The organism is Gammaproteobacteria bacterium, from assembly GCA_016199745.1.
Taxonomy (GTDB): domain Bacteria; phylum Pseudomonadota; class Gammaproteobacteria; order Acidiferrobacterales; family Sulfurifustaceae; genus JACQFZ01.
The window spans coordinates 33,986-59,984 of the sequence record JACQFZ010000027.1 but is presented as its reverse complement, the minus strand read 5'-3'; the positions used below and the strand labels follow the sequence as shown (position 1 = coordinate 59,984).

Annotated in this window: 26 protein-coding genes; 15 read left to right on the top strand and 11 right to left on the bottom strand. The window is 58.9% G+C overall.

Annotated elements, in window-relative coordinates; all coding sequences use genetic code 11:
* Window positions 1-173 precede the first annotated feature (173 nt).
* From HY308_07560 to phoB, 4 genes are all read right to left on the bottom strand, one after another.
* Window positions 174-1,472, bottom strand: coding sequence for a hypothetical protein (locus HY308_07560; protein ID MBI3898138.1), 1,299 nt, complete (start codon window positions 1,470-1,472; stop codon window positions 174-176).
* Window positions 1,473-1,798: 326 nt separating this feature from the next.
* Complete coding sequence (locus HY308_07555; protein ID MBI3898137.1) at window positions 1,799-2,218, bottom strand: type II toxin-antitoxin system VapC family toxin; 420 nt, start codon at window positions 2,216-2,218, stop codon at window positions 1,799-1,801.
* A gap of 222 nt (window positions 2,219-2,440) precedes the next feature.
* Window positions 2,441-3,763 carry a phosphate regulon sensor histidine kinase PhoR gene (gene phoR, locus HY308_07550; GenBank protein ID MBI3898136.1) on the bottom strand — a complete coding sequence of 441 codons (1,323 nt, stop codon included), beginning with the start codon at window positions 3,761-3,763 and terminating at the stop codon, window positions 2,441-2,443.
* 4 nt (window positions 3,764-3,767) lie between these two features.
* Window positions 3,768-4,466: a phosphate regulon transcriptional regulator PhoB gene (gene phoB / locus HY308_07545; protein MBI3898135.1), complete on the bottom strand. Its 699-nt coding sequence runs from the start codon at window positions 4,464-4,466 to the stop codon at window positions 3,768-3,770.
* Between the two features lie 199 nt (window positions 4,467-4,665).
* On the opposite strand from phoB, the gene HY308_07540 reads away from it, so the two are divergent.
* The 5 genes from HY308_07540 to HY308_07520 all read left to right on the top strand — a co-directional run bounded on the left by HY308_07540 (window position 4,666) and on the right by HY308_07520 (window position 9,021).
* Complete coding sequence (locus HY308_07540; GenBank protein ID MBI3898134.1) at window positions 4,666-5,034, top strand: DUF971 domain-containing protein; 369 nt, start codon at window positions 4,666-4,668, stop codon at window positions 5,032-5,034.
* A 5-nt stretch (window positions 5,035-5,039) separates the two neighbouring features.
* Window positions 5,040-5,798 carry a bifunctional demethylmenaquinone methyltransferase/2-methoxy-6-polyprenyl-1,4-benzoquinol methylase UbiE gene (gene ubiE / locus HY308_07535; protein MBI3898133.1) on the top strand — a complete coding sequence of 253 codons (759 nt, stop codon included), beginning with the start codon at window positions 5,040-5,042 and terminating at the stop codon, window positions 5,796-5,798.
* The gene (locus tag HY308_07530; protein MBI3898132.1) at window positions 5,795-6,388 is read left to right on the top strand and encodes an SCP2 sterol-binding domain-containing protein; all 594 of its coding nucleotides are present in this window, start codon (window positions 5,795-5,797) and stop codon (window positions 6,386-6,388) included. The genes ubiE and HY308_07530 overlap by 4 nt, the downstream gene beginning before the upstream one ends.
* Window positions 6,388-8,043, top strand: a complete 1,656-nt coding sequence (ubiB, locus tag HY308_07525; GenBank protein MBI3898131.1) for a ubiquinone biosynthesis regulatory protein kinase UbiB — start codon at window positions 6,388-6,390, stop codon at window positions 8,041-8,043. The genes HY308_07530 and ubiB overlap by 1 nt, the downstream gene beginning before the upstream one ends.
* An 87-nt stretch (window positions 8,044-8,130) precedes the next feature.
* Window positions 8,131-9,021 carry a hypothetical protein gene (locus tag HY308_07520; GenBank protein ID MBI3898130.1) on the top strand — a complete coding sequence of 297 codons (891 nt, stop codon included), beginning with the start codon at window positions 8,131-8,133 and terminating at the stop codon, window positions 9,019-9,021.
* A 64-nt stretch (window positions 9,022-9,085) separates the two neighbouring features.
* Here the strand turns inward: HY308_07520 and HY308_07515 are convergent, their stop codons facing one another.
* The 3 genes from HY308_07515 to gpmA are packed head-to-tail and all read right to left on the bottom strand — an operon-like array spanning window position 9,086 to window position 12,406.
* Window positions 9,086-10,417, bottom strand: a complete 1,332-nt coding sequence (locus tag HY308_07515) for a S41 family peptidase (protein MBI3898129.1) — start codon at window positions 10,415-10,417, stop codon at window positions 9,086-9,088.
* A gap of 48 nt (window positions 10,418-10,465) precedes the next feature.
* Entirely contained in the window at window positions 10,466-11,650 is a 1,185-nt protein-coding gene (locus HY308_07510) for a peptidoglycan DD-metalloendopeptidase family protein (protein MBI3898128.1), read from the bottom strand.
* A 6-nt stretch (window positions 11,651-11,656) separates the two neighbouring features.
* Window positions 11,657-12,406: a 2,3-diphosphoglycerate-dependent phosphoglycerate mutase gene (gpmA, locus tag HY308_07505; GenBank protein MBI3898127.1), complete on the bottom strand. Its 750-nt coding sequence runs from the start codon at window positions 12,404-12,406 to the stop codon at window positions 11,657-11,659.
* Between the two features lie 247 nt (window positions 12,407-12,653).
* Here gpmA and HY308_07500 point away from each other — a divergent pair, with 247 nt between their 5' ends.
* The 4 genes from HY308_07500 to HY308_07485 are packed head-to-tail and all read left to right on the top strand — an operon-like array spanning window position 12,654 to window position 14,820.
* Window positions 12,654-13,067: a rhodanese-like domain-containing protein gene (locus HY308_07500; GenBank protein MBI3898126.1), complete on the top strand. Its 414-nt coding sequence runs from the start codon at window positions 12,654-12,656 to the stop codon at window positions 13,065-13,067.
* Window positions 13,068-13,069: 2 nt separating this feature from the next.
* A complete protein-coding gene (grxC, locus tag HY308_07495; protein ID MBI3898125.1) occupies window positions 13,070-13,333 on the top strand; it encodes a glutaredoxin 3 in 264 nt (87 codons plus the stop codon).
* Window positions 13,334-13,352: 19 nt separating this feature from the next.
* Window positions 13,353-13,817 (top strand): protein-export chaperone SecB, encoded by a 465-nt coding sequence (secB, locus tag HY308_07490; protein MBI3898124.1) that lies wholly within the window; start codon window positions 13,353-13,355, stop codon window positions 13,815-13,817.
* 4 nt (window positions 13,818-13,821) lie between these two features.
* Window positions 13,822-14,820: an NAD(P)-dependent glycerol-3-phosphate dehydrogenase gene (locus HY308_07485; protein MBI3898123.1), complete on the top strand. Its 999-nt coding sequence runs from the start codon at window positions 13,822-13,824 to the stop codon at window positions 14,818-14,820.
* A gap of 3 nt (window positions 14,821-14,823) precedes the next feature.
* On the opposite strand, the gene HY308_07480 is transcribed toward HY308_07485, so the two are convergent.
* The 4 genes from HY308_07480 to HY308_07465 form a co-directional block, all read right to left on the bottom strand.
* A complete protein-coding gene (locus HY308_07480; GenBank protein ID MBI3898122.1) occupies window positions 14,824-15,885 on the bottom strand; it encodes an anthranilate phosphoribosyltransferase in 1,062 nt (353 codons plus the stop codon).
* A 14-nt stretch (window positions 15,886-15,899) separates the two neighbouring features.
* Entirely contained in the window at window positions 15,900-16,343 is a 444-nt protein-coding gene (locus tag HY308_07475; protein ID MBI3898121.1) for a tetratricopeptide repeat protein, read from the bottom strand.
* A complete protein-coding gene (gene mrcB / locus HY308_07470) occupies window positions 16,340-18,649 on the bottom strand; it encodes a penicillin-binding protein 1B (GenBank protein MBI3898120.1) in 2,310 nt (769 codons plus the stop codon). Before mrcB ends, HY308_07475 begins: the two co-directional genes overlap by 4 nt.
* A gap of 84 nt (window positions 18,650-18,733) precedes the next feature.
* The gene (locus HY308_07465) at window positions 18,734-19,198 is read right to left on the bottom strand and encodes a tRNA (cytidine(34)-2'-O)-methyltransferase (protein ID MBI3898119.1); all 465 of its coding nucleotides are present in this window, start codon (window positions 19,196-19,198) and stop codon (window positions 18,734-18,736) included.
* A gap of 83 nt (window positions 19,199-19,281) precedes the next feature.
* On the opposite strand from HY308_07465, the gene HY308_07460 reads away from it, so the two are divergent.
* The 6 genes from HY308_07460 (at window position 19,282) to HY308_07435 (ending at window position 25,934) form a co-directional block, all read left to right on the top strand.
* On the top strand, window positions 19,282-21,255 hold the full coding sequence (locus HY308_07460) for an O-antigen ligase family protein (protein MBI3898118.1): 1,974 nt from the start codon (window positions 19,282-19,284) through the stop codon (window positions 21,253-21,255).
* Window positions 21,256-21,365: 110 nt separating this feature from the next.
* The gene (locus HY308_07455; GenBank protein ID MBI3898117.1) at window positions 21,366-23,084 is read left to right on the top strand and encodes a type II/IV secretion system protein; all 1,719 of its coding nucleotides are present in this window, start codon (window positions 21,366-21,368) and stop codon (window positions 23,082-23,084) included.
* 2 nt (window positions 23,085-23,086) lie between these two features.
* Complete coding sequence (locus tag HY308_07450) at window positions 23,087-24,316, top strand: type II secretion system F family protein (protein MBI3898116.1); 1,230 nt, start codon at window positions 23,087-23,089, stop codon at window positions 24,314-24,316.
* Window positions 24,317-24,380: 64 nt separating this feature from the next.
* Window positions 24,381-24,965, top strand: coding sequence for a prepilin-type N-terminal cleavage/methylation domain-containing protein (locus tag HY308_07445; protein ID MBI3898115.1), 585 nt, complete (start codon window positions 24,381-24,383; stop codon window positions 24,963-24,965).
* An 89-nt stretch (window positions 24,966-25,054) separates the two neighbouring features.
* Window positions 25,055-25,483, top strand: a complete 429-nt coding sequence (locus HY308_07440) for a type II secretion system protein (protein ID MBI3898114.1) — start codon at window positions 25,055-25,057, stop codon at window positions 25,481-25,483.
* 28 nt (window positions 25,484-25,511) lie between these two features.
* Window positions 25,512-25,934, top strand: a complete 423-nt coding sequence (locus tag HY308_07435) for a type II secretion system protein (protein ID MBI3898113.1) — start codon at window positions 25,512-25,514, stop codon at window positions 25,932-25,934.
* Window positions 25,935-25,999: the final 65 nt, after the last annotated feature.

The following is a 25,999-nucleotide window of genomic DNA, read 5'->3' as shown; positions in this document are numbered from 1 at the left end:
TGGCCGGGTAGTAAATCCTTGATCCGCTCCCATTGGTCGTCTCGAAGTCCATATCTCCTTGTCATCCGACGTGTTCTTGCCTCGTGTTGATTGACTGAGGTTGGGATTATGGCGGGTTGTGTAATTGATGACACGCCCTAGGGTGGGGGTGAGTGAAATGGGCAGTTAGCGACTTAATCGGTCGGACAGCCGCTCACAACGTCCGGCAACGGCATGTCATCCGGCAATACATATACCGGCGCGAAGCCGCCGCCCGGTGTGCGAAAGTTAGTTGTCTGTCCTTGATACAGTCGCGCCGCCAGCAATTGCAAATGGCCGGCGTAGACGTACGCCCGCACATCGAGTTTTAACAATACGTCTGGTGCACTGCTGATGCGACGCACGCTCGGTGCCACCTGCGCTTGGGCGACGTATTCGCCGCGTAGAATTTGCTCCCACACACCGCGCGTTAGTTTGTCGCCGCGATAGCTGGCTTTGCTGCCATAACCGGTCGCCGGTTTGAAAAACAATTGACGCCGTTCGGCCCAGAGCGCGTCGGCATCGCCGCGTTCGACGCGGCGCGTCGGTGGAATGCCCGCTTGTAGAATCGCCACCTGTTCCGCCGGTACGCCCCAGGCGCGCAGTTGCGCCGGATTGCTGAGCAGCGTGAGATTACGTTTATCGGCGTAGAGCGCATGCGCGCGCGGATGCGGCGTCAACACGATGCTACCGGCGAGATAAGCGTCGCGGATGTTTTCGTTTTCTTCGAGCGCGAAGTCGGTCAGGCGGTTGTACACCAGATCGATCGGATCGCGCGCGTACCACAGACGATTCTCGTGCCAGTCGAGCTCGCGCGAATCGACGATCGCCGCCACCATGCCGTGTTGCGCGAACAGATGCGCGAATAGGCGGAACTCCGGTTCGAGAAATTGACTCGATGGCGATTCGTCGATAATGGCGACGTGCTCGAGCCGGGCGTCGCCGCGTTGCCGACGCCATTCGTTGCGGAACATCTCGACAAATAAATCTTCCGGCGTTTGCGTATTCGCCGATGGCACGTACGGTTCGAGCACCGGACAGCAGGCGCGGTGGGCGCGCGCCAGGCTGGCGTTCAACAGTGCACCGCCGGGGTTGGTATTGATCTCGATTAACCGCGGGCCGTCAGACGTGAGATGAAAATCGTAGCCGAGGAATGCGCCGAGCGGACCGAACTCGTGCGTCGCGATCGCCGGCATCCATTGACGGATGGCGTCGCGATACGCCGGCAGAGCGGTAACCGCCTCGACCGCACCGACCAGCGCAACGATGCCGTCGAGATGAGATTGCGATAAGAACACCGCCGACTCGGAAAATAGGTGCGGCCGCGTGGCGATGGCGCCGTCGTAGAAACCGGTCTCGCCGCTGGCGCGATCGAGCTCGGCGCGCAGGCTGTCGCGTGGCACCGTGCTGCAGGCGCAAAGGGTGTTCAGGGCGTCGGCCGAGAGTGTGCTCATGGAGAGTTCTTCGAACGTAAATGTGAGCGGCAGTTATACCACCCCATGGAGCGCTAGGCGCGCACCGTTTTCGTCGAGGTTTGACTGCGGATTAAGCGATCGGCTGGAAACGTGCAAATGAAAGTGTTGCAGGCGCGATGTTCGCTTTTCGACGTTGTATATCAGACAGATGAAGAAGCCCCATGGTTGGGTTGAGTTTCCCCTGCAGGGTCGGCGAGAGGAAAAGATCAGTATAATTTTCGCGTCTGTTGTAGTTCTCTTGTTAGGCGGGCGAGATGCGTTACTGAAATTCTAGGTAGCGACTGGGTCGCGTTTGTTGTCTTTATCTATTGCGAGAAGGGGTCAAGAGTGCGAACCCCTGTTTTTGAAAAGTCGTCGCTATTGCGTGTTACGACGGTCAGATTATGAATCAGTGCGCTAGCTGCTATTAATTTATCCAACGCATTCTCGTAATTCGGTACACGCAGTCGACCCCACAGTTGGGCGACATCAGAATCTATGTCTAGGATGTAGTCCTCATAGTTGAGCAATATCTGCTGTAACCATTTCTCGAGTCGGTTTGCCTGAGGAACATCTCCACGATGGCGGATGAGCTCAACGCCTCTACGGAGCTCGCCAACTGTTACGACTGAAAGGAAGACAGGTGATTGGTCTGCGGCGGTACGCTTGAAGAAGTCACGTACACCTGCATTGGCTCGCGTCCCTTTACGAACTTCGCTTATAACATTGGTATCAACCAAGTACATTGCGTGCTCTCTTATCTTCCTTGCGTGCAAAATCCTCGTCGCAGCCAACGTTTGGCATGGTAGCCAATGCTTGGGCGAATGTCTTGCGGCGGGTAAGGGCAAGTGTCGACTCGCATCGGGCTACGCCCGCAAGGCCCGTGACCGGCCGCGCCGGCTTGTCTCGCCCGCTATTCTTGGCGTCGTCGTTGTTTCTTGTGTTGAACGCTACCGGTGTGTGGAGCGCTAGGCGCGCACCGTTTTCGTCGAGGTTTGACTGCGGATTAAGCGATCGGTTGGAAACGCGCAAATGAAGGTACTGCCGACGCCGATCTCGCTGTCGATGCGCAGCTCGGCATCATGGCGCAGCAGCACGTGCTTGACGATCGACAGCCCAAGGCCGGTGCCGCCGGAATCGCGCGAGCGGGCGGTGTCGACGCGATAGAAGCGATCGGTTAGATGCGGGATGTGCTCAGCGGCAATGCCTTCGCCGCTGTCGGTGACCGAGAACTTTGCGCCTTCGGCGTCGGTTGCCCAGCGCAGATTGATATTGCCGCCCGCCGGGGTGTAGCGCACGGCGTTTTGGATAACGTTCATGAACGCGCTGTGTAACTCTTCACGACTCCCGAGCAGTTGTAAGTTCGGCTCGGCGTCGAGCGTGATGCGATGGTGTGCCTCGCCGCTTAGGATCTCGGCCTGTTCTCGCAGACCGGCGAGCAGCGACGGTACATCGACGGTCTCGTCTTTTTGCCGTGGTGGTGCCGTTTCCAACCGCGACAGCGTTAACAAGTCGTCCACCAAACGCTGCATGCGGCCGGCCTGCTCGTGCATGACGGCCAGATGTTTTTTCAGCTCGTTCGGATCGAGATTGTCTAAGCTGCGCAACGTTTCGAGATAACCGCCTAAGACTGTGATCGGCGTGCGCAGCTCGTGCGACACGTTGGCGACAAAGGTCCGGCGCATTTGCTCGAGTCGCGTCAGGCGCGTGATGTCGCGGCCGATGACGAGCCGACGTTGCGCACCGAACGAAATTAACTGCAGTGACACCATTAAATGGGGATCGGCCGGTGAATCCATTTCCAGCGGCTCGGCAAAATTAGCGCGCGCGAGATAGTCGGTGAATTGCGGATCGCGGATAAGATTCGCCAGGCGCACGCCGGCGTCGCGCGGATAGTCGAGCCCGAGCAAGTGCTCGGCCGCCGGGTTGGCCCATTCGATCTCTTCGTTCTCGGACAGAATCACCACGGCATCGGGCATGGCCGCCGATGCACTTTGGAAACGCACTAACAAATCGTTTAGCTCGTCGCTGCGTTGTTCCGATTGACGTACGAGCTTACGGATTTCGTTGAACACATCGCCCCATAGGCCAGGGGCTTCGGGAACTTCGCCGCCTTTTTCGGCCAGCAACCAGGTATGGAGCCGCTTGAGTTGGCGCAGTTGCAGGGCGATGTAAACGCACAGGCCAAGGAAGGGAAAGAGGAATACGTGGGTTGTGAACAGACCGATCGCCAGCCCCAAGCCAGTGAGGCCGGCCAGAATCCAAACTTCACGCCAGAGACTTTGCCGCACGCGCTTAGAGTTGCGGCGAGAAACGGTAACCGGCGCCGCGCACGGTTTGGATCAAGCGCTCGTGACCGGTCGGAATCAAAGCTTTGCGTAGACGGCGGATGTGAACGTCGACCGTACGTTCCTCAACGTACACGTTGTCGCCCCAGACGCCGTTCAACAGCCGTTCGCGCGAGTGCACGCGTTCGGGGTGGGTCATGAAGAAATGTAATAAACGGAATTCGGTCGGACCCAACGCCAAGTTTTGGCCGCCGGCGAGCACGCGGTGCGTGACCGGATCGAGCGCGAGACCGTCGACCTCGACCGGCGATTCGACCGCCAGCGGTGAGCTGCGCCGCAGCAGCGCCTTGATGCGTGCCAATAGCTCGCGGGTGGAAAAAGGCTTGGTCAAGTAATCGTCGGCGCCGCTGTCGAGGCCGCGGACTTTGTCTTCTTCTTCGGTGCGTGCGGTCAGCATGATAATCGGCAAATCTTGTGTCAGCTTCTCGCGCCGCAACCGGCGCGCGTATTCAAGACCGCTGATGCCGGGCAGCATCCAGTCGAGCAGTACGAGGTCCGGTGTTTCATTGACGATTTGCATCTGTGCCTCGTTGGTGTCGGCGGCTTCGAGACAGTGATAGCCGGCGTGCGTGAGTGCGAGACAGAGCATTTGCCGGATAGCGGCTTCGTCATCGACGACGAGAACTTTGCCACGGAAGGATTGCATGCTTGCAGTTGTGATCGCCATAGTGGCGCGTATTCCATACCATAAATATTACAATTTGGTTACCATTACAAATCTATTACGAGCCAATTGAAATAACGCGTCAGCAACCCGATCCCTCCGTGCGGGAGAGGGGGACGCTAAGGGCCGCTAGACAGCGCGTATACTCTCGCCGAACTTGCTCTCCCGGAATTAACATCGCATGTCCAAGCCCGTGATTCGCCCAACTGACATAAAGCTGCATCAGCGTTCGCACGTGCTCGAAATCGCCTTCGATGACGGTAGCCATGCCCGTTTACCCTGTGAATACCTGCGGGTTTACTCGCCGTCGGCCGAAGTGCGGGGTCATGGGCCGGGACAGGAAGTGCTGCAAATCGGCAAAGAAAACGTCAACATTACCGCCATCGAGCCCATCGGCACTTATGCGGTGCGCTTAGTTTTTGACGATGGTCATGACAGTGGTCTTTATTCGTGGGAGTGGTTGCGTCATCTGGCCGTCAATTATGAAGACTTATGGCAGCAATACTTGGAGCGGCTCAACAGCGCGGGACACGCGCGCAAGCCGGGATAACGATTATGTCGTCTAGCAATAAATCCGACAAAACGCATTTCGGTTTCCGTGAAGTCGCGGAAGGCGCCAAGAGCGGTTTAGTTGCCGAGGTCTTTCGCTCGGTCGCCGGGCGTTACGATTTGATGAACGACTTGATGTCGCTCGGTGTGCATCGCCTGTGGAAACAGTTCGCGGTCGCGCAAAGCGGCGTTCGCGCCGGTCAGCGCGTGCTCGATGTCGCCGGTGGCAGCGGCGACATAACGGCATTGTTAGCGCCGCGCGTGGGTCAGTCGGGTTCGATCGTGTTGAGCGACATCAATGACGCGATGCTCGACGTCGGCCGTGCGCGGCTGGCGGATCAAGGGATCGCCGGCAACGTCGAGTTCGTTCGCGCCGATGCCGAGCGCTTGCCGTTCGCGGAAGATCATTTCGATTGCGTCACCATCGCTTTCGGTCTGCGCAACGTGACCCATATCGACCGTGCACTGGCATCGATGTATCGCGTGTTGAAGCCGGGCGGTCGTTTATTGGTACTCGAATTTTCGAAGCCGGTGTCGACACCGCTGCAAACGCTGTACGACGCTTATTCGTTTAACGTACTGCCGGTGCTCGGCCGCATCGTTGCCGGCGATGCCGATAGTTATCGCTATTTGGTCGAATCGATTCGCAAGCATCCGGATCAAGAGACGCTGAAGGGAATGATGGTGCAGGCCGGATTCGAGCGCGTTGAATATCACAACTTGAGCGGTGGCATCGTCGCTTTGCACAAGGGCTACAAACTGTGAGCGTGCTCGGGGGTTTGTTCGAAGCGGCGATCAATCGCGCGCTTCATCTGGATCCCGAGGCAACGCGTCGTTTCGGCGAGTTGCACGGCAAGGCGATCTTGCTCGAGATCGCCGACGAGCATACGCCGTTGCGGTTGTACGTATTACCGACGGCGTCCGGCGTAGGACTGCAGCGCGAGTACGACCGCACGCCCGACGTCACCATCAGCGGCACGCGCGAAATTTTTATGAAGCAGTTGCTGCGCGGACCGACGGTTTCCGGCGAGCTGACGATCCGCGGCGACATCGAGCTCGGCCAACGTTTTCAGCGCATTGTTTCCAGTCTCGATCCCGATTGGGAGGAGGGCCTGGCGCGCGTCATTGGTGATATTCCGGCGCACCAACTCGGTCGTTTCGCGCGTGGCTTTCGTCAATGGGGCGTGCGCGCGGCGCAGACGCTCGGTGTCGATGCCGCCGAATATTTGCAGGAAGAAGCGTTCGTACTAGCCAAGCGCGAACGCGTGCAGGCGTTCCTGCGCGACGTCGACAACCTGCGCGCCGATACCGATCGACTCGAAAAGCGCGTGCAGCGCCTCATTGGAACCGCTTGATGCCGCGCCTACGCCAGATTCGCCGCCTTACGCGCATCACCCGTATTTTTGTTAAACACGATCTCGATGAGTTCGTAACGGCGATCCATTTATTCCGTCCCTATCGCTTGTTGCTGCGGCTGATGCCGTGGCGGCTTATTCGCCGTCGCCCCGCGCCGCGCGCGGTACGCTTGCGCGAGGCGTTGGAAGAACTCGGACCGGTGTTCGTCAAGTTCGGGCAGATGTTGTCGACTCGTCCGGATCTACTGCCGCCCGACATCGCCGAGGAACTCGCGAAGCTACAAGACCAAGTGCCGCCATTCCCCGGTGAGCGTGCCGAGCGCATCGTTGTTGCGGCACTCGGCGCGCCGTTGACCACGCACTTTGCACAGTTCGATACCCAACCGATCGCATCGGCCTCGGTCGCCCAGGTCCATTTAGCGCGATTACATGACGGTTCCGACGTTGCGGTAAAGGTATTGCGGCCCGGTATCGAAAACGTCATCGAGCGTGACGTCGAGTTGATGTATTTGCTGGCACGGTTAGCGCGCCGCTATCTGCCGGACGGTCCGCGATTGCGGCCGGTGGAAGTCGTCGAGCAGTTCCATAAGACCATTCGCCACGAGCTCGATTTGCGACGCGAGGCGGCGAACGCGAGCCAGCTGCGCGCCAACTTTACCGACTCCGATTTGCTGTATGTGCCGAAGATTTTTTGGGATCTGACGCGCCGTGAAGTGATGGTGATGGAACGCATTTACGGTTTCCCCATCAGCAATATTGAAGCCCTCAAGTCGGCCGGCATCGATTTCCGCCGGCTGTCGCACAACGGCGTCGAGATCTTTTTCACGCAAGCGTTTCGCGACGGCTTTTTTCACGCCGATATGCATCCGGGCAATATCTTCGTGTCGCCGGAAGGTCAATATCGCGCGGTCGACTTCGGCATCATGGGTACGCTCGGCGACGCCGATAAGCGTTACCTCGCCGAAAATTTTATCGCCTTCTTCAATCGCGATTACCGTGCCGTCGCTGAAGCGCATCTACGCGCCGGTTGGGTGCCGCGCGATACTCCGGTTGGCGAATTCGAAGCGGCGATACGCGCCGTATGTGAGCCGATCTTTGCCCGACCGATCAAGGACATTTCTTTCGGCCGGTTGTTGTTGCAGCTGTTCCAAACGGCGCGCCAGTTCAATATGGAAGTGCAGCCGCAGTTGGTGTTACTGCAAAAGACGCTGTTCAACATCGAGGGCTTAGGGCGCCGGCTCTATCCGGATCTCGACCTTTGGGAGACCGCCAAGCCGTATCTCGAACAGTGGGCGCGTGACAACATGGGTCCGCGCGCCTTCCTGCGAGTGCTGCGGGCTGAGGGACCGAAGTGGTGGTCATTGCTGCCGCGCATGCCGGGCTTAATTCACGAAATATTGGAGCGTGCACGCTCGGGCGATTTGGCATTGCAGTGGAAATCCGACGAGATTGCGCGGCTGCGATTACAGTTGCGGGCAAGCGAGCGCCGGCAACAACTTTCCTTGGTCGGTACGTCGTTCTTGCTGGTCGCTGCCTTATTGTGGGGGCTAGGAGGCTATCCTGCCGATCTTAGCCCTCCCGCACTCGCGGGTTCAGCCCTGGTGGCGGCCGGTGGGTTGTTGCTTTGGAAAGCACGAACAACCGCAATAAGATGACGAACGGCAGCTCTAGCACATAGTCTCCCAGTTTTACGCTGTGCTATTATTTGTATTACGCACACAAGGAGTTGTGCTTTTGCAACAATGCACCGTAAAACCCTTACTACATTAGTTTCCGCCACATTGTTCGTTGCCCTGCCCGGTACTGCCGCGGCGGGCAAGTTCAGTTGGTTTGATGAAACCCCGGCACGTGACAGCCTAGGGCAGCTTCGGCCGCCTTCGACGCTGTTCGATCGCGACAAGCGGCTTGCCTTTGGTGTCGATGCTTATAAATCGCTGGCATCGGACGAAGAGGCGGATGGTAGCTCGACTTATAGCGACGACTACGTCGTGAGTTTTTATGGCGAGCTAACTCCGTCGACTAATAACTACTATTCCCCCCTTGTCGCTTTGGACCGAGCGGCTGGCGAAACGCCGTTAACGGATTCGTCGTCTAATCGGTTAAGCGGATTTGGAGTTAAGTGGCAGCATCGGGTCGATGCCAGCAATACCTTTGCGCTGACGGCGGGCTATAGCGAATCGCCCTGGACCGAGCAATCGTCGAGCCATAACCTAGGCATTTTGGATACCCGTGCGGCAGTTTCGTGGACCAGCACGGGCACCAGCGCACTACGGCCGGGTATGACCGGCAGTGTATTTATCGGTGACGAGAGCGTGAGCGACGATTCCTATCGTCGGTTGGATCGGCGTTATTTCGGTGTCGCCGTCGGTGGTCAGCTCCAAGTTGCCCAGGATCATACCCCGTATGTTTCCTATCAATTGCAGCGCCGCTTCTACAATGGCGTGGATGATCCAGCGTATATGATGCTGCCTTACGAAGACCGGTCGCAAGTCGCGGCGGGTTGGAGGTGGCAGGTGCAGCCGAATTGGAGCCTGCATGCCGAGGCGAGTTACGGCTTGAATGGCGCCAGCCTGGATCCCTATACCTTGGATCGCAGCCGAATTTTCTTTGGTACGCGCTTCGACTTCCGCTAATCGTTTTGAGTATTGCTAGGTAGGAAAACTCGGCGCCACCTCGGCGCCGAGTTTTTTTGGGAGATCAGCGTTTGACGCTGAAGATGGCAATGCCCTTCAGTAGGTTCACTGCTTCCTGCAATTGATAGTCCTCGTCCGGCGAAGCGGCATTCTTAGCATCAGCGCTGTTCGGATCCACTTTCGGGACTTCGATCGGCTTCGCATCCGGGTTGTCCGGATTCTCGAGATGGCGCGCTAGATCCGCTTCGCGCAATCGGCCGGTATTGGCGTTGCGGGTAATCTTCGCATCTTCGGTAATGATGTCGGGGACGATTCCCGCCGCCTGAATGGAACGACCGTTCGGCGTGTAGTAGCGGGCAGTGGTGAGCTTGAGCGCGGCGCCGTTGCTAACCGGCACGATTGTCTGGACCGAGCCCTTGCCAAAAGTCTTCGTTCCCATAATGACGGCACGCTTATGGTCCTGCAGTGCACCGGCGACGATCTCCGACGCCGAGGCCGAGCCGCTGTTAACCAACACTACCATCGGCGCGCCATTAACGAGATCGCCGGCGGAGGCGGAGAACTTGAGTTTCGAGTCCTGCACGCGACCCTCGGTATAGACAATCAGGCCATTTTCGAGAAACGCATCGCTTACGCTGACGGCGCCATTCAGTACGCCACCCGGATTGTTGCGCAGGTCGAGTATCAGGCCTTTGAGCTTGCCCTTGTTTTCGGTCTCAAGCTTCTTAATAGCGGCAGTTAGTTGTTTCGCCGTGCCCGATTGGAATTGCGTGATGCGGGTATAACCATAGCCGGGCTCGAGCAAGCGTTGCTTGACGCTTTGGATTTTGATGACGGCGCGGGTGAGGGTGAAGGTCAACGGTTTGGTGGCGCCTTCGCGCACGACGGTCAGCGCAATGTCGCTGCCCGGTTTGCCGCGCATCAAACGCACGGCCTCGTTCAGGCCCATGCCTTTGACCGCCTTATCGTCCAGGCGAATGATGATGTCGTTCGGCTTTAGCCCGGCGGTGGCGGCAGGTGTGTCTTCGATCGGCGAGACGACTTTGACGAAGCCGCTTTCCATGGTGACTTCGATACCGAGTCCGCCGAACTGACCCTCGGTCTCGCTCCGCACATCCTTGAATTCATCGACGCCAAGATAGCTCGAATGGGGGTCGAGGCCCGCCAACATGCCTTGAATAGAATTTTCGAGCAGTGTCTTGTCGTCGACCGATTCGACATAGTCCGATTTGATGCGTGCATACACCTCGGTAAAGGTGCGCAACTCATCGAGCGGCAGGGCTGACGATTCTTTGGCCTGTTCCTTGTCGGCCATTACGGTCATGTCGATTGTGATACCCGCACCGACCAAAATACCGATCAGCAAGACGGGGAGATAGCGTGCGGCAGACTTCATTTGTGACTCCATCATAAGAAGTATTCGATCGGGGCCAATGTTATGGGACTAGCGGCGAGCGCGCGGCCCGCGTCCCAGCGCACACCATTGAAGAGGATCATCGGGAGTTCCGTTGTGCCGGATTTCGAAATAGACACCGACGCGCTGTGCGTCGCCGCTGTTGCCGACGGTGGCGATTGGCTGTCCTGCCTCTACTGCATCGCCCACGTTCCGCAAAAGCGCCTGATTGTGTCCGTACAATGTCATATAGCCATCACCATGGTCCAGAATCAAGAGTAGCCCAAAACCCTTCAGCCAGTCGGCATAAGCGACCCGCCCACGCGACACGGCGCGGACGTTTTGCCCCTCCTTTCCACCAAGGAATATGCCCCGCCAACGCATATCGCCGACGCCTTTGGAGTCGCCGTAACGTGCCTCGATGCGGCCAGCGACCGGTAACGGCAACCGGCCTTTGAGTGAAGCGAAGCGTCCATTCGTGGTAGGGAAAGGGACGTTTGGCTCGGCCAACGCCGTTTTCAGTTCTTTCAGCAGTCGCTCCAGGCGTTGCTCGTCGGCGCGCAGTCGGGCGATTTCCTGTGTTTTGTCTTCGACCTCACGATTGAGACCGGCTAGCAGCTCGGTCCGTCGTTGCCGCGTCTCTTCCAGCGCTTGTCGCTCTTCACTTTGCTTATCGCGCAAGGCGGTTAATGTGGTCGTACTCTTTTCGATTTCTTCGTCAAGGCTGTCGACCCGCGCCAGTGTCGTCTCGATCTGGCTGATACGTCCGAGACGCGCTTCATTGAAATAGCGATAGTAAGTGAGCGCGCGCGCCGTTGCCGCCGGACTCTCTTGGTTCAGCAGCAGCTTGATATAGGGTTGCTGCCCCATCGCATGGGCAGCGCGCAGTTGCGCGGCTAGCGCGCGCGACTGTTCATGTAATTGCTCGCGTTCGCGCTCAGCGCGACGTTTTAGATCGGATTGTGCCTGCGTGTATTGCTGCAGCCGACTGTCGATATCGCGCAGCGAGCGCATCAATGTGTTGATGTGTTGCTCCTGCGTACGCAATTGTTCGCGCGTGCTATCGCGACGCTCGCGGGTGTCATTTAGGTCTTGTTGCAGTTTGTCGATGCGCGTGCGTAACTTTTCGAGTTGCGCCTCGCGATCGTTCGCCCAGCTGGGGACGGCGATGACAAGTAGGCCGACGAGCGCGAGGCGGGAGAACGGTAAGAAAAGAACGCGACGCGGAAGGGCCACAGCCGGTTAGTTCTTGGCCTTGCCCTGATTCGCTACCGCCTGCATCGCCGCTTGCACAGCCGCCGCGTCGCCCAGATAGTAGTGGCGAATCGGTTTTAAATCGTCGTCGAGCTCGTACACCAGTGGAATGCCGGTCGGAATGTTGAGATCGACAATTTCATCATCGGGGATATTGTCCAAATACTTCACCAAGGCACGCAGGCTATTGCCGTGCGCCGCAATGATGACGCTTTTACCGGTGCGGATCGTCGGCGCGATGGTTTCGTGCCAGTACGGCAGAAACCGCGCCACCGTGTCTTTGAGGCATTCGGTGCGTGGCAACTCGTTAGCCTTGAGCCCGGCGTAACGGCGATCGCCGGTCGCTAAGCGCGAGTCGCCGGGTTCGAGCGGCGGCGGCGGAATATCGTAGGAACGGCGCCAGACGAGAATTTGTTGTTCGCCGAACTTGTTCGCCGTCTCGGCCTTGTTCAGGCCCTGCAGCGCGCCGTAATGACGCTCGTTCAATCGCCAGGAATGTTCAATCGGAATCCACAAACGATCGAGCTCGTCGAGTGCGATCCACAGTGTGCGGATCGCGCGCTTCAAGACCGAGGTGTAGGCGATATCGAACGCGAAGCCGGCGTCTTTTAATAAAAGGCCGGCGCGCTTGGCTTCCCGTTGTCCTTGGTCCGTTAGGTCAACATCGGTCCAGCCGGTGAAGCGGTTTTCTTTGTTCCAGACGGATTCGCCGTGGCGAAGTAAAACAACTTTTTTCATGATGCGTCGAGAATCTCAGGCGGATTGATGGACAGCCGATTCGATTGGCTTTCCAAAATATCGGCAATTGTATATTGTTTCGCCGCGACCGGCATCGCCGGCAAATGCCAGGTCGACAAGCGTTATATCCCGCGCACCTAAGCTAAGCACCAATAATGGCGTAGTGGCGATTCGTTCATCACTGTGCTTTTAATTGGCTAATCGTTAATCAACGGTTGACGGGTCGTCCCGCAATCAGGCAGGTCTAATGCACTTCGTAATTAATAATTGGTATCTGTTTCTCGCGCTCATCGTTGTGGTGGCGTTGCTCGTCGGACCGACGCTGATGCAGTATCTGAACGGCATCCAGAGCCTGACGCCGGCGCAACTCGTACAAATGGTGAACCGCCAGAATGCCGTTGTCGTCGACGTGTCCGAGTCGAACGACTACAGCACCGGCCATGTGCCCAACGCCATCAACGTCCCCTATTCGTCGCTGCATCAGGCGGTGGCATCGCTCGACAAATACAAAACGCGTCCACTGGTTGTCACGTGCCGCACCGGCAGTCGCTCGCTTAAGGCGGCGCTGTTGTTACGCCGCAAGTATGAATTTCCGTCGGTCCATAAGTTGAGCGGCGGCCTGGCAGCGTGGGAACGGCAGAGCTTGCCGCTCGAAAAATAAGCATGGCCAAGGTCGTCATGTACACCACGCACAGTTGCGGTTATTGCCGCATGGCCGAGCGTTTGTTGCGGCAAAAAGGTGCAGTGGTCGAGCAGATTCACGTGGATGACCAGCCGCAACGGCGCGATGAAATGGTTCGCCTCAGTCAGCGCCGAACTGTGCCGCAGATCTTCATTAACGGTCGCCACATCGGCGGCTATATGGAGTTGGTGGAGCTTGACCGGCGCGGCGAGCTGGATCCATTGTTGCAGACGCCGGCTGCCTAACTTACTTCAGGAGAATGTCATGACAGAACAACGCACGCCGGAAATCCAATTCGGTCTAGAACGGGTCTACGTTAAAGATATTTCGTACGAGGCGCCGTCCACACCGCATGTGTTTTTGCAGCAGAGTCAGCCGCAGGTCGACATCCAGCTCGGCGTGCAGCACAGCGAGATCAGTGCCGCCGACGGTGTCTACGAAGCGATAGTGGTAGCAACGGTGTCGGCCAAGCAGGCCGACAAGACGGTTTTCCTGGTCGAAGTGCAGCAAGCCGGATTGTTCCGCATTCACGGCATGACCGGCGAAAATTTGCAGCGTGCACTGGAGATCGGCTGTCCGAACATCTTGCTGCCGTTCGTACGCGAAGCGATCAACGATCTCGTCGGTAAGGGCGGCTTTCCGCAATTGTTGATCAATCCGATTAATTTCGAATCGCTGTACGAGCAAAAGCAGAAGCAGGCGGCAGCGAAAAAGTCGGCGCAGCATTAACGTCATGTCGGCGAAACCGGTGGTTGCCGTGCTCGGCGCCGGCGCTTGGGGTACGGCGTTGAGTATGCTGTTGGCGCGCAACGGTTACCCGGTATGGTTGTGGGGCAAGAACGCCGCACAGCTCGAACGCATCAGTCGCGAGCACGTCAATCCGGTCGCCATCCCCGGCCTCGAGCTACCGTCTACGATTGAGCCGCGCGCGGTATTGGCCGATGTCGTCGGTGCGTCTTCTTTTCTCATCGCCGTTCCCAGTCACGCGTTTCGCGGGTTGCTCAGCGAATTGCAGCCGCAGCTCGCCGCGACCGCCAGCGTTGCTTGGGCGACCAAGGGTCTCGAGCCGGACAGCGGCCGGCCGTTGGCTGACGTGGCCGATGAACTGTTAGGGCATGTTGCTGCTCGCGCGGTAATTTCCGGTCCGACGTTCGCCGGCGAGATTGCGCGTGGATTGCCGGCGGCGTTGACGGTGGCGGCGAACGATGTTGCCGTTGCCGACAGTGTTGCTGCCTGGCTGCGCAATGATCGCGTGCGCGTCTATACCAGCACCGATATGGTCGGCGTGCAGTTGGGCGGGGCAATCAAGAATGTCATGGCGATCGCCGCTGGCATCAGCGACGGTTTAGGTTTTGGCGCCAACGCGCGCGCGGCGCTGATCACTCGCGGTTTAGCCGAGTTGACGCGCCTGGGTATGGCGCTCGGCGGCAAGCGCGAGACATTCACCGGCCTTGCCGGTGCCGGCGATCTTATCCTGACGTGCACCGACAACGCCTCGCGTAATCGTCGCGTCGGTTTGGGATTAGGGCAGGGTCGCAAGTTGCCGGAAGTACTAACTGAGATCGGTCAGGAAGCCGAAGGCGTCGCCACCGCGCGCGAGCTGCATCGGCTGGCGCGCGAACACCACATCGAAATGCCGATCAGCGAGCAGGTGTATCGCGTGTTGTACGAAAATCTCCCACCGCAAGCCGCCGTCGAAGCGCTGTTCAAGCGCGAGCCGCGCTCCGAATAGCGTTTAAGCGGCGAGCCGCTTCACGGCGTTGCCGTTATCCAGTACCTCACGCACCGCATCGGCGGCAGCGCGCAGCGACGGTTGGCGCTGGAGTTGCCACAGACAAAGCGCCGCCGCCAGAATCAAGCCGTCGCGCGCCGGTCCGGGTTCACCGGCAAGCGCGCGCCGGCCGGTGTCGGCCGCTGCTTTGGCGACGGTGACGGCATCGATCGGCGCCGAGTTCTCGGTCGTCGTTCCCGGCAGCGCCGGCGCCTGCAAGCCGTTGGCGAAACCGAAATCGGCCGGCATAATGATTTGTTCCTGCTCGGCGCCACCGTCACGGTAGTAAAAGAATCGTCCTTGCTCGCGCAACGTCGGGATCACGCCGCCTTCGATACCACGCACGATCAACGCCGACTCGAAACCGGCGTGCCGCGCAAGTAGCGCATAGATGCGCGGATACGCTTTGTGTACGAAACCGCTGAGCACATGCGTACGGCGACGCGCGCGGATCGGACCGGCGAGTCCTTCGAGGGTAGTCAACGCCGGCCGCTTGACGATCAAATCGCGCAGCGGCGTCAGTGCATGCAACTTCGGGCAGAACACACGCTGATCGACGTAGGCCCAACCAATTTGCGGATCGCGCACGCGCGCAACGGCATCAGCCATGGAGAGGTCGAACGGCAAGCCGGCAGCACGCAACACTTGCCGATGCGTTACACCGTACTTCGGCCCCATCGATTCGGCACCGTGCGATATGGCCGGCACGCCGCAGGCGGCGAGCACCGCCGGCAAGAATGGCGCCACCGGCAACGAGCGGCCGTAACCGTCGTACGGATCGCCGATGTCGATCAGCTCGTCGACGTCGGCGACCACGGTTTGCGTGGCCGCGCGCAACGCATCGAGCAGGCCACGCAGCTCGTCGTCGCTCTCGCGCTTCATGCGTAACGCAATGAGGAATATACCGGCCTGCACCGGATCGACGCGGCCGTCGAGCACCAGCGTCATGCCGGCGCGTGCCTGTTCGTAGGAGATATCTTTACTGAGCTCGGGACCGGTGGCGATGCGCTGAATGATCGAGCGCATCAACGTGACATCGTTCACTGGCCGCTCTCGATTTCCTTGGCCTTGTTGAACGCCACTTGCGCGCCTTTGTGATCGCCTTTCTGTACGCGTGCATGACCGATCAAGCGCCAGTTGTCGGCGCGTAGATTGTTGTTGTTACCGGCCAGCGTACTCGACTTGTTGGCGAGCTGTTCGGCTTGCGCCGGCTCGCCTTCGTCGAGGCGCACCCGTGCGAGCTCGTGCCATAACACCGGATTGCGCGGCTCGATGCGTAGCGCGCGTTCAAGACTGGCGGCGGCGGCGGCCGAACGGCCGGCGTCGGAATCCTGCTTCGCGGTTTCGAGCAACGCGACTACGGCGGAATTGTCCGATGCCGGCGCTGCCGCGGGTTGTTCGATCGGCGGCAACATGGCGCAACCAGGCAGCGCCAGCAACAACGCGAGCGCGATCAGACGGAACAAACTATTTTTGTTTTTCATCGTTCGAGTAACCTCTTGAACCAACTCTTCACGGCTTGTACCGGCGAGCGGCCGGCGCAAGGCGCGCGCGCTGTCGGTGCCGAGCCGCGCATATAGGGAACCTCGATGGCACCGCTGCAACCATCGCCCAATAAATGCGTCTGCGGATCGATCTGTACCCGCTCGATCGTCTCCGGTATTGCCGGTTGCAGCGGCTCAGGATCGAGCGACTGCATCATCTGCCCCCATACCGTGAGCGCACCGCTGGCACCGGTCAATCCGGTCGGTTGATTGTCGTCGCGGCCCAGCCAAACAACCCCGAGCTTATCGCCGGTAAAGCCAGCAAACCAACTGTCCCGCAGATCGTCGGTCGTGCCGGTCTTACCGGCGACATTAAGCTCGGCCGGTAAGTAAGCGCGTAGGCCGGTCGCGGTACCCGCGGCGACGACATGTTGTAAGCCGGCGGTCAGCAAATAGACCGCCGCCGGATCGGCCGTTTGTTCGACCGCCAGCGCGTAACGCTTGAGCGGTTCCCCCGCCGGCGTCACGACTTCGCGAATGGCACGCAAGCCGGTGCGAAAACCGCCGCTGGCGATCGTCTGATACATCTGCGCTACTTCTAGCGGTGTCAGACCGACAGCGCCGAGCAGTGTCGAGCCGTACGGCGGCAACGTGCGCTCGATTCCGAGCCGGTGTGCCTGATCGATGACCTTCGGCACACCGAGCGCCAGGCCGAGGCGGGCGGTGGAAATGTTGTACGACTGTGCCAAGGCGTTGCGCAGCTCTACCTGGCCGTGAAATTGTTTATCGTAATTCTGCGGCGTCCATTCCTGGCTACCGTGGTCTTTCCACTTGAGCGGACTGTCATCGAGCAGCGTCGTCAGCGTGTACTTCTCTGGCTGCATGAGGGCGGTCAGGTACACCACCGGCTTAATCAGCGAACCGATCGAGCGCTCGGCATCGAGTGCGCGATTGAAGCCGTCGTAGCGAGTGTGACGGCCGCCGACTAACGCGAGCACTTCGCCGTTGTCGGTGGTGGTGACGACCACCGCGCCTTCGAGCATACCGGCCGGTAGGCGTCGCTGTTTCTCGAGCGCCGTCAGCCGCGTGTCCAGGGCTTGCTCGGCACTGCGTTGCGTGCGTGGATCGAGTGTCGTGAAAATGCTCAAGCCTTCTGAGCGCAGGTCGTCTTCCGAGTAATCCTGACGCAATTGCCGCACGACCAAGGCGAGGAACGCCGGATACGGCGATGTCCCGGCCGGCGCGCGCGCGGTGACTTCGAGCGGCATCGCTTTCGCGCGCAACAGCGTCGTCGAGTCGATGATTTTTTGTTGGGCGAGCTCAGCGAGTACGAGATTGCGCCGTGCTAACGCGCGTTGCGGATTACGGCGCGGATCGTAGAACGACGGGCCTTTGACCAGGCCGACCAGCAGCGCGATCTGCGATTGCGACAGTTGCTGCAGCGGCCGATCGAAATAATGTTGCGATGCCAGACCGAAACCGTGGATCGCGCGGTTGCCGTCTTGGCCCAAATAAATTTCGTTGATGTAGGCTTCGAGAATTTCGTCCTTGCTGTAGTGCGCGTCGAGCAGCAGCGCCATCAACGCCTCGACCAGTTTGCGTCGCAGCGTGCGTTCGTCGGTCAAATAAAAATTTTTGACCAGCTGTTGCGTCAGTGTGCTGCCGCCTTGCACGCTGCCGCCGGCGCGCATGTTGGCGAGGATGGCGCGGGCGATGCCGCGCGGGTCGATGCCGTGATGTTCGTAGTACTTGTGATCTTCGACCGCGACCAGCGTCTTGAGTAGCGCCGGCGGGACTTCTTCGAGCTTCACCAACGCGCGGTCTTCGTTGTGCGCCGGATAGATACCGCCGACCAAGAGCGGATCGAGGCGCGCGAGCGGCAGTGACTGGTCGGTGCTGAGATCGGTAAGACCGGTGATGCGATCGTTGCTGAACGAAACGCGGAATCGCTTCGCCGGTTGCGCGCCATCCCAGAATGCGAACGGCCGCGAGTTAATGTCGATACTGTCGTTGCCGCGCGTGTAGTAGCCGGGATCGTTGGCCGTGCCGTGCCGGTAACCGAGCGCGGTCAGTTCTTCGCTAAGCTGGAGCGTCGATAATTTTTTGCCGGGATAGAGCTCGATCGGGCTGGCATACACCCGCGCCGGCAGTGCCCAGCGCTTGCCTTCGAACTTGGCGCGGATGGTGAAGTCGAGATAGCCGATATACACCGCGAACACGGCGATGAGGCAAAGGCCGACGACGACAAGTCGGCGAGGACGCAGCAAGCGGCGGATAGGGGAGCGGCGACGGGGCACGAGGTGGATCTTGGACGTGGCGTTAGTTCAGGCAGAGGCCCGGCATTATATCGTTAGGGGCGCCGGCGCACAGGGATAGACGCCAAATTATCTCTACCGTCCGCCGGCGAAATCATGCTGGCGCCAGGCCTCGTACAGGGCAATGGACACAGTATTGGCCAAATTAAGGCTGCGATTCCCCGGAACCAGCGGCAGCCGCAGCCGCTGTTCCGGCGGCAGCCGTTCCAGTAGCTCGGCCGGCAGGCCGCGGGTTTCGGGGCCGAACAGGAGGGCATCGTCCGGCTGGTAGCGGACTTCGGTATAGAACCGCTGCGCCCGGGTGCTGAAGGCAAAAAGCCGTGGTGGCCGCAGCTCGGTCAGCAATGTTTCGAAGTCCGGATAGGTCCGAACCTCGGCCCACTCGCGATAATCGAGCCCGGCGCGTCGCAGCTGCTTGTCGTCGAGCGTGAAGCCGAGCGGCTCGATCAAGTGCAGACGGCTGCCGGCATTCGCGCACAGGCGCATGATGTTGCCAGTGTTCGGCGGGATCTCGGGTTGGTAGAGGACGACGTTGAACATCGGGCCGTGCTGGTCTTTGTGGACGTATCTACTACATTAAACGGAATCCTATGGGCCCGCCCAACAAAAAACGTTCGCGAATCATGGCCGCCCTGCACGCACCGCTCGGCACGCGCGCGAGTGCTTTTTGCGTCGCTGCCGCATTTGCTCTGGCGGTTTTCTTCAACGGTCCACAACTACCGCTGCTCGCCGGTGCGCAAGCGCTCCTGGTGGCTTGGCTCGGGTTGTCGTTGGCACGCCGCTACGACAGCGGTGTCGTGTTCCTGCTGACGCCGCTTAGCGTCAGCCTCACGCTTTTTTGGATGTGGCTCGGGTTGTCGCTGCTGTGGACGCCGGTGCCGGGAACCAGCGATCTCAATTTTTGGTGGGTCGGTAGCGTTGCCTTGGTGTTTTGGGCCTATACCTTGTCGCCGGAGCGCGAACGAATTTGGTTTTACGCCTCGCGTTTAATAGCGCTCGGAGCATTAGCGTTGTCGATTCATGGTCTGGTGCAGTTGTTCGTTCTGCAGCAGCGGCCCCATGGTCCGTTCATTAATCTACATTCGTACGCAGCGTTGCTGATGTTGATTTTGTTGCCGCTGTGCGCGCACTTGCTGACGGCATTACATGCTCGCAAGAAGCCGCTAGTGGTTCACGGCCTTGGTATCGGCATCTTTATTATTGCTTTCGCTATTGCTGCTACTCAGGGACGCGGTACCAGCATCAGTCTATTGGTGAGTACGGTGATATTGCTGTCGCTGGCGGTACGCACCGTTGGCCGTCGACCGGTGGTTGTGCTGATCGGTGTACTGGTCGCGGCTTACGTCGTCGCCAACCTCGTCCAGAGCGGCGATGTTGTCAGCAAGCTGTCGACCCTCGGTGATCCGGAAGCGGCCGGCTCGACTCGGTTTTTAATCTGGCGCGGTTCGTGGAATTTGCTCAAGGACAGCCCTTGGTGGGGCGTCGGCCTAGGCCTCTATTACCTCGTATGGCCACCTTATCGGCACCCGGACGATTCGACGCTTGGCTTTTTCGCCCATAACGATTATTTGCAGATCTGGATCGAGACCGGCCTGCCGGGCCTATTGTTGTGGTTGGCGGTGTTGGTCAGCGTGTTACTGATGTGCGTATGGGCACTGCGGCAGCGGCGTTTATCGCCGAAGCGATTGCTCGAGTTGCTCGGGCTTTTCGCCGGACTGCTGGCGGTGGCGCTGCATAGCGGGCTTGATTTCGACTTTTACATATTGCCGATTTCGATCGTCGCTGGCCTGATGCTGGCTCGTTTTCAAGATTGTGCCACCGCCGGGACCGTGGTACGCACCTGGACGTTACAGCCGGCGAAGGTGTTAAAGGGGCCGTTCTACCGGCTGGTCGTGCTCTTATTAATGTTGTTCCCCATCTCCTACCTTGTCGCATTTGCAACTGCCGATGTTCTTTATAAGAAGGGCTTCAACGAGGCGCTCCTAGGCAACTTGCGGGAAGCAGACCATCTATTTGCCTGGGCGGAGCAGATGACTGCCGCCGATGATCGTATTTGGACGATTCATGCCGATCTTTATCGGCACGTTTTGCGTAAGCTGCCGCCGACGGCGCTGGCCGAGCGCCGCGCGTTATACGAGGAAGCGCTGATGATGCTGGCGCGAGCGGAGTCGCTCAATCGTTACCGCGCGCTAGTTCCGACGGTGCGGGCCAGGGTGGTAGAGGAAAATTCCGACCTAGCCGGCACCAATTGGCTTAATGACGCCGAGGCGGACTTTCGCCGAGCGCTGACGTTGGACCCGCTTTACCTGTCAGCGCGTGTTCAGTACGCGCGTTTGTTGGTGCGTACCGAACGTCCGCGTGAGGCCTACAAATTGCTCGAGGCTGGCAGCGATTATTGGTACTTCCCGACCCAAACCGTGCTTACCTATCTCGACTTCACTATTCAGTTGGCGCGCCAGCTCAATGAGGGCCAACGCGTCGCTGAGCTCGAAGCGCGAGTGGCGGAGCTTCGGACGGTGATCGCCAGGCGTCACGTCGCCCGCTTGCCGGTGGCCGAGATGGCGCTTCCTTCCACGGTGTCCGCCGCCTCGCAATAGCCCGCACCATTCCGGCACGGTTCTGGCATATCAGTCTGGCTAGACTAGATTTAGGTCTAGATCTTAAGAAATCCCATTAATTCTTTCCTCGTTGCTTCGAGGATTTACGTATGTCCGTGACTCCAGCGGCTCGACCAAAAAAAGTGCGCATCGGCGATCTCTTGATCGCGCACAAGATTATTTCTCAGGAACAGCTCAATACGGCGCTCGCCGAGCAAAAAAAGAGCGGTCGTAAGCTCGGGCGCGTGCTCATTGAAAACGGGTTCATCAGCGAAGATCAGTTGCTCATGTTCCTATCGCAGCAGTTGCAGTGCGCCTACATCGATCTCAAGCGTTACAACTATAAGCCGGACGTTGTGCGGTTGATTCCGGAGACGCATGCCCGTCGCTTCCGGGCGATCGCGCTCGACGACAACCGCGACGGCATCCTCGTCGGCATGGCCGACCCGACCGATATTTTTGCCTACGACGAGCTTGGCCGGGTGTTGCGCCGACCGTTGCGGCTGGCGGTGGTCAAGGAAGCCGATCTGCTTAGCACGATCGACCGGGTGTATCGCCGTACCGAAGAGATCACCGCGCTTTCGCAGGAGTTAGAGCAGGAATTATCGGCCTATACGGTCGACATCGGCGAACTCGCCGCCGGCGAAGGCTTGGCCGATGCGCCGGTCGTTAAGTTATTGCAAACCATGTTCGAAGACGCGGTGCAGGTGAACGCGTCCGATATTCACATCGAACCGGACGAGCGCGAGTTGCGTATCCGCTTTCGCTTAGACGGTGTGTTGCGCGTGCAGACAACCGCCGACCGGCGCATCGTCGGTGCACTGGTATCGCGTTTGAAGTTGATGGCCGGTCTCGATATCTCCGAGAAGCGCTTGCCGCAGGACGGTCGGTTCAACGTGCGTGTGCGCGAAAAGAGCATCGATGTGCGTATGTCGACCATGCCGGTGCAATACGGCGAATCGGTGGTCATGCGTCTGCTTAATCAATCCACCGGCGCGCTCAGGCTCGACGGCATCGGCATGCCGCCGTCGATCTTAAAGCGCTTCCGCGAAATCATTCGTGCGCCGAACGGCATGATGCTGGTGACCGGTCCGACCGGTAGCGGCAAAACGACCACGCTCTACGGCGCACTCAACGAGCTGAACCGTCCCGAATCGAAAATCGTCACCGTCGAAGATCCGGTCGAATACCGGCTCGCCGGCATCAACCAAGTACAGGTCAATCCGCGCATTGAGCTCACGTTCGCGCGCGTACTACGGGCGATGTTGCGGCAAGATCCGGACATCATTCTGGTCGGCGAAATGCGCGACCAAGAGACCGCCGAGATCGGTCTGCGTGCCGCCATGACCGGTCACATGGTGTTGTCGACGTTGCATACCAATGATGCCATTTCCACGGCGCTACGCTTGATCGACATGGGTGTCGAGCCGTACATGGTCGGTGCGTCGGTACGCGGCATCATCTCGCAGCGGTTGGTGCGGCGTATTTGCGAAGGTTGCTCGCAGCCATACGAGCTCGAGCCGGCCGTGAAAGAAATGTTGCGCACAGAAATCGGCGAGCAAGTCGATAAGCTCACGTTCCGTCACGGTGCCGGTTGCAGCCACTGTAACGGCAGCGGTTACCACGGTCGTATCGGTGTGTTCGAATTTTTGGAAATGGACGAGCCGCTGGTGCGAGCGATGAACGCCGCCGATCCGCAGGCGTTCGCCGATGCCGCCCGCAAACAGTCGGGGTATCGCAGCTTGCGCCGCAGTGCCATCGCCATGGCGGCACAAGGCCACACGACCATGGCGCAGGTCATGCGCGCTACCTTCGGTTTGGATGAATAAGCGTGCCGATCTTCCAGTATCGCGGTCGTAATCAACGCGGTGACGTCGTCACCGGCCAGGTCGATGCGGTTTCGCCCGACGCGGTCGCGACCCAACTCTTCAATAGTGGAGTCGTGCCGGTCGATATCACGTTATCGAAGAACGCCACGTATGATTTGAAAGCAGTCTTTCAAGGTTGGTTCAGCAGCGACAAGGTCGAGTTGGTCGATCTCATTTTGTTCACGCGTCAGTTTTTTACGCTGATCAAGGCCGGTGTGCCGATCATGCAAGCGTTGCGCGGTCTGCGCGATTCGACGCAGAACCCGGCGTTTCGCATCGTCATCAATGATGTGGTCGAGGTGCTCGATTCCGGTCTGGAGTTGTCGTCGGCACTCAAGCGCCATCCGAAGGTGTTCCCAACGCTCTACGTCAGCATGGTGCAAGTCGGCGAGGCTACCGGCACGTTGCAAGGCGCATTGCTGCAATTGGCGAAATATCTCGAGCTCGAAAAAGATACGCGCGATCGCATCAAGTCGGCGCTGCGTTACCCGATCTTCGTCGTCATCGCCATTGCGATTGCGTTGGTGGTGATTAATCTGTTGGTAATCCCGGCGTTCGCCAAAGTATTCGCCAATTTGAAAACCGAATTGCCGTGGGCTACGCGCGTGTTGATCGGCACTTCCAAATTCACGGTCGCCTATTGGCCGTTACTGCTCGGTACATTAATCACCGCCTTCATTTCGATCCGAATTTATATTCGTACACCGGAAGGGCGTTATCGCTTCGACCGCTTCAAGCTGCGCGTGCCAGTTATCGGCAGCATCATCTATCGATCGACCGTCGGCCGCTTCGCGCGGGCGTTGGCGGTGTCATTGCAATCCGGCGTGCCGTTAGTGCAAGGCATGACAGTGGTGAGTCGCGCTGTCGACAACGAATTTATCGGTGAGCGCATTCTGCAAATGCGCGACGGCGTCGAACGCGGCGAGACAATTGCGCGCACTGCCGCTGCCACCGGTTTGTTTCCGCCGCTGGTGTTGCAAATGATTTCGGTCGGCGAGGAGAGTGGCTCGGTCGACGAGCTCATGGCGGAAGTCGCCGAGCACTACGAGCGCGAAGTCGATTACGACCTCAAGAACTTGGCCGCGGCCATTCAACCGCTGTTGATCGTCGGCATCGGTGCGATCGTATTGGTGCTCGCGCTCGGTGTTTTCCTGCCGATGTGGGAGTTGCCGCGCAGCATGTTGGGCCACTAGCGGCTTGGAATGCCACTTGCGTTCCAGGGCTTCATTAACTACACGTTAACAAGGCGAGGCAGGTTTGGCGGATAAGCGTTTGATTGCGAGCCGCTTCCAGGGTGCGAGGCTGGCCGGAAGCTCAGGGGCGAACAATAGTCGAGGTTTCTCGCTGTTCGAGCTGGTCGTTGTCGTGGTCCTGATTGCGCTCCTGATGGTAATCGCTATCGCGCGCTTCTTAGCCTTGCAGGCGGATGCCGAGCGTGTGGCTATGGAAACCATTGCCGGGACGTTGCGTAGCGCACTTGGTATGAAAGTTGCTGAGAGTATTGTCGCCGACCAGCTTTCGGGGTTGGCCGTGCTTGAAGGTAGCAACCCGATGGAGCGGTTAGCGGAAACGCCGACCAACTATCTTGGGGCGCTACCGAAACCAGATCCGGCGCAGTTGGAAAAAGGTAACTGGTATTTCGACCAAACGAACGGCGAGCTCGTGTACTTGGTGAGAAACAAAGCGCAGTTCAGCGGGGGTGCGGCAAACCCCCCGCGGGCCAGGTTCGCGGTTCGGTTGGTCTATACGGATCGTAACGGCAACGGCCGGTTCGATAAGGGCGTGGATGCAGTGGAAGGACTTCGTCTCGCTCCGATCGAGCCGTACCAATGGATGCACTAACAACGACACGACGATAGATGTTTTCGCGATGGTAAAAAGGAACAAACGTCAGTAGCAGGGTAACAATCAACTCACAGTAGGAGAAGCGCATGTATCGGCAAAAAGGTTTTACGTTAATCGAACTCATTGTAGTGATCGTTATTTTGGGACTCTTGGCAGCCACCGCTCTGCCGAGATTCGTCGATCTGACGGGCGACGCGCGGCTCGCCAGCTTGCAAGGTGTTGCCGGCGGCTTACGTTCTGCCGCCGCGTTATCCAAGGCGCAGTTCCTGGTCAACGGAAGCTCCGCCGGATCTATCAACATGGACGGCGTGATGGTGTTAGTGAATGCCTCAGGCTACCCACAGAACGCCACGACAGGTATTGAGCGCGCATTGGCGTCACCGGATGGTTGGAGTGTGGCGCATGCGGCGCCGAACACGACTTATACCGCGCCTAACGCGCCTGGTGTCTGTACGGCGGTTTACAGCGCCGACACCGGATCAGTGACGATCACTTCAGCCGGTTGCGGTAGCTAATAGCTAGTAACACTTTGGAGCGGACGACATGACACGGCAAAGAGGTTTTACGCTGATTGAGTTGATCGTGGTTATCGTGATCCTCGGCCTACTGGCGGCTACGGCGATACCGCGGTTCGTCAACCTGACTCAAAATGCGCGCCTCGCCAGTGTGCAAGGTGTTGCCGGCGGTCTCCGCTCCGCGGCAGCGTTGGCCAAGTCGCAACTCTTGGTCAACGGCAGCGCCGGTGGGTTCGTGGCGATGGATGGTGTGCAGGTGTTGATCAATGCCTCGGGCTATCCGCAGAACACTATCGATGGTATCGAGCGTGCACTGCCGTCACCGGACGATTGGAGTATCGTCCACCTCGCACCGGATACGACCTACACGCCACCTAACGTGTCTGGCGGTTGCAATGCACAGTACAATGCCAATACCGGGCAAGTGACGATTGCATCGGCAGGTTGTTAGTAGTGCGAGTAACTGAAATGGTTTGACGTTTGTCAGAGTTGATTGTGACCTCGACGGGGTGTCGG

What these genes read in the sequence shown, in the direction of transcription:
- HY308_07560 (MBI3898138.1), bottom strand. Translation starts at nt 1,472, where the DNA reads ATGAGCACACTCTCGGCCGACGCCCTGAACACCCTTTGCGCCTGCAGC.
- HY308_07555 (MBI3898137.1), bottom strand. Translation starts at nt 2,218, where the DNA reads ATGTACTTGGTTGATACCAATGTTATAAGCGAAGTTCGTAAAGGGACG.
- phoB (MBI3898135.1), bottom strand. Translation starts at nt 4,466, where the DNA reads ATGCAATCCTTCCGTGGCAAAGTTCTCGTCGTCGATGACGAAGCCGCT.
- HY308_07540 (MBI3898134.1), top strand. Translation starts at nt 4,666, where the DNA reads ATGTCCAAGCCCGTGATTCGCCCAACTGACATAAAGCTGCATCAGCGT.
- ubiE (MBI3898133.1), top strand. Translation starts at nt 5,040, where the DNA reads ATGTCGTCTAGCAATAAATCCGACAAAACGCATTTCGGTTTCCGTGAA.
- ubiB (MBI3898131.1), top strand. Translation starts at nt 6,388, where the DNA reads ATGCCGCGCCTACGCCAGATTCGCCGCCTTACGCGCATCACCCGTATT.
- HY308_07520 (MBI3898130.1), top strand. Translation starts at nt 8,131, where the DNA reads ATGCACCGTAAAACCCTTACTACATTAGTTTCCGCCACATTGTTCGTT.
- HY308_07515 (MBI3898129.1), bottom strand. Translation starts at nt 10,417, where the DNA reads ATGAAGTCTGCCGCACGCTATCTCCCCGTCTTGCTGATCGGTATTTTG.
- gpmA (MBI3898127.1), bottom strand. Translation starts at nt 12,406, where the DNA reads ATGAAAAAAGTTGTTTTACTTCGCCACGGCGAATCCGTCTGGAACAAA.
- HY308_07500 (MBI3898126.1), top strand. Translation starts at nt 12,654, where the DNA reads ATGCACTTCGTAATTAATAATTGGTATCTGTTTCTCGCGCTCATCGTT.
- grxC (MBI3898125.1), top strand. Translation starts at nt 13,070, where the DNA reads ATGGCCAAGGTCGTCATGTACACCACGCACAGTTGCGGTTATTGCCGC.
- secB (MBI3898124.1), top strand. Translation starts at nt 13,353, where the DNA reads ATGACAGAACAACGCACGCCGGAAATCCAATTCGGTCTAGAACGGGTC.
- HY308_07485 (MBI3898123.1), top strand. Translation starts at nt 13,822, where the DNA reads ATGTCGGCGAAACCGGTGGTTGCCGTGCTCGGCGCCGGCGCTTGGGGT.
- HY308_07480 (MBI3898122.1), bottom strand. Translation starts at nt 15,885, where the DNA reads ATGCGCTCGATCATTCAGCGCATCGCCACCGGTCCCGAGCTCAGTAAA.
- HY308_07475 (MBI3898121.1), bottom strand. Translation starts at nt 16,343, where the DNA reads ATGAAAAACAAAAATAGTTTGTTCCGTCTGATCGCGCTCGCGTTGTTG.
- HY308_07465 (MBI3898119.1), bottom strand. Translation starts at nt 19,198, where the DNA reads ATGTTCAACGTCGTCCTCTACCAACCCGAGATCCCGCCGAACACTGGC.
- HY308_07460 (MBI3898118.1), top strand. Translation starts at nt 19,282, where the DNA reads ATGGCCGCCCTGCACGCACCGCTCGGCACGCGCGCGAGTGCTTTTTGC.
- HY308_07455 (MBI3898117.1), top strand. Translation starts at nt 21,366, where the DNA reads ATGTCCGTGACTCCAGCGGCTCGACCAAAAAAAGTGCGCATCGGCGAT.
- HY308_07440 (MBI3898114.1), top strand. Translation starts at nt 25,055, where the DNA reads ATGTATCGGCAAAAAGGTTTTACGTTAATCGAACTCATTGTAGTGATC.
- HY308_07435 (MBI3898113.1), top strand. Translation starts at nt 25,512, where the DNA reads ATGACACGGCAAAGAGGTTTTACGCTGATTGAGTTGATCGTGGTTATC.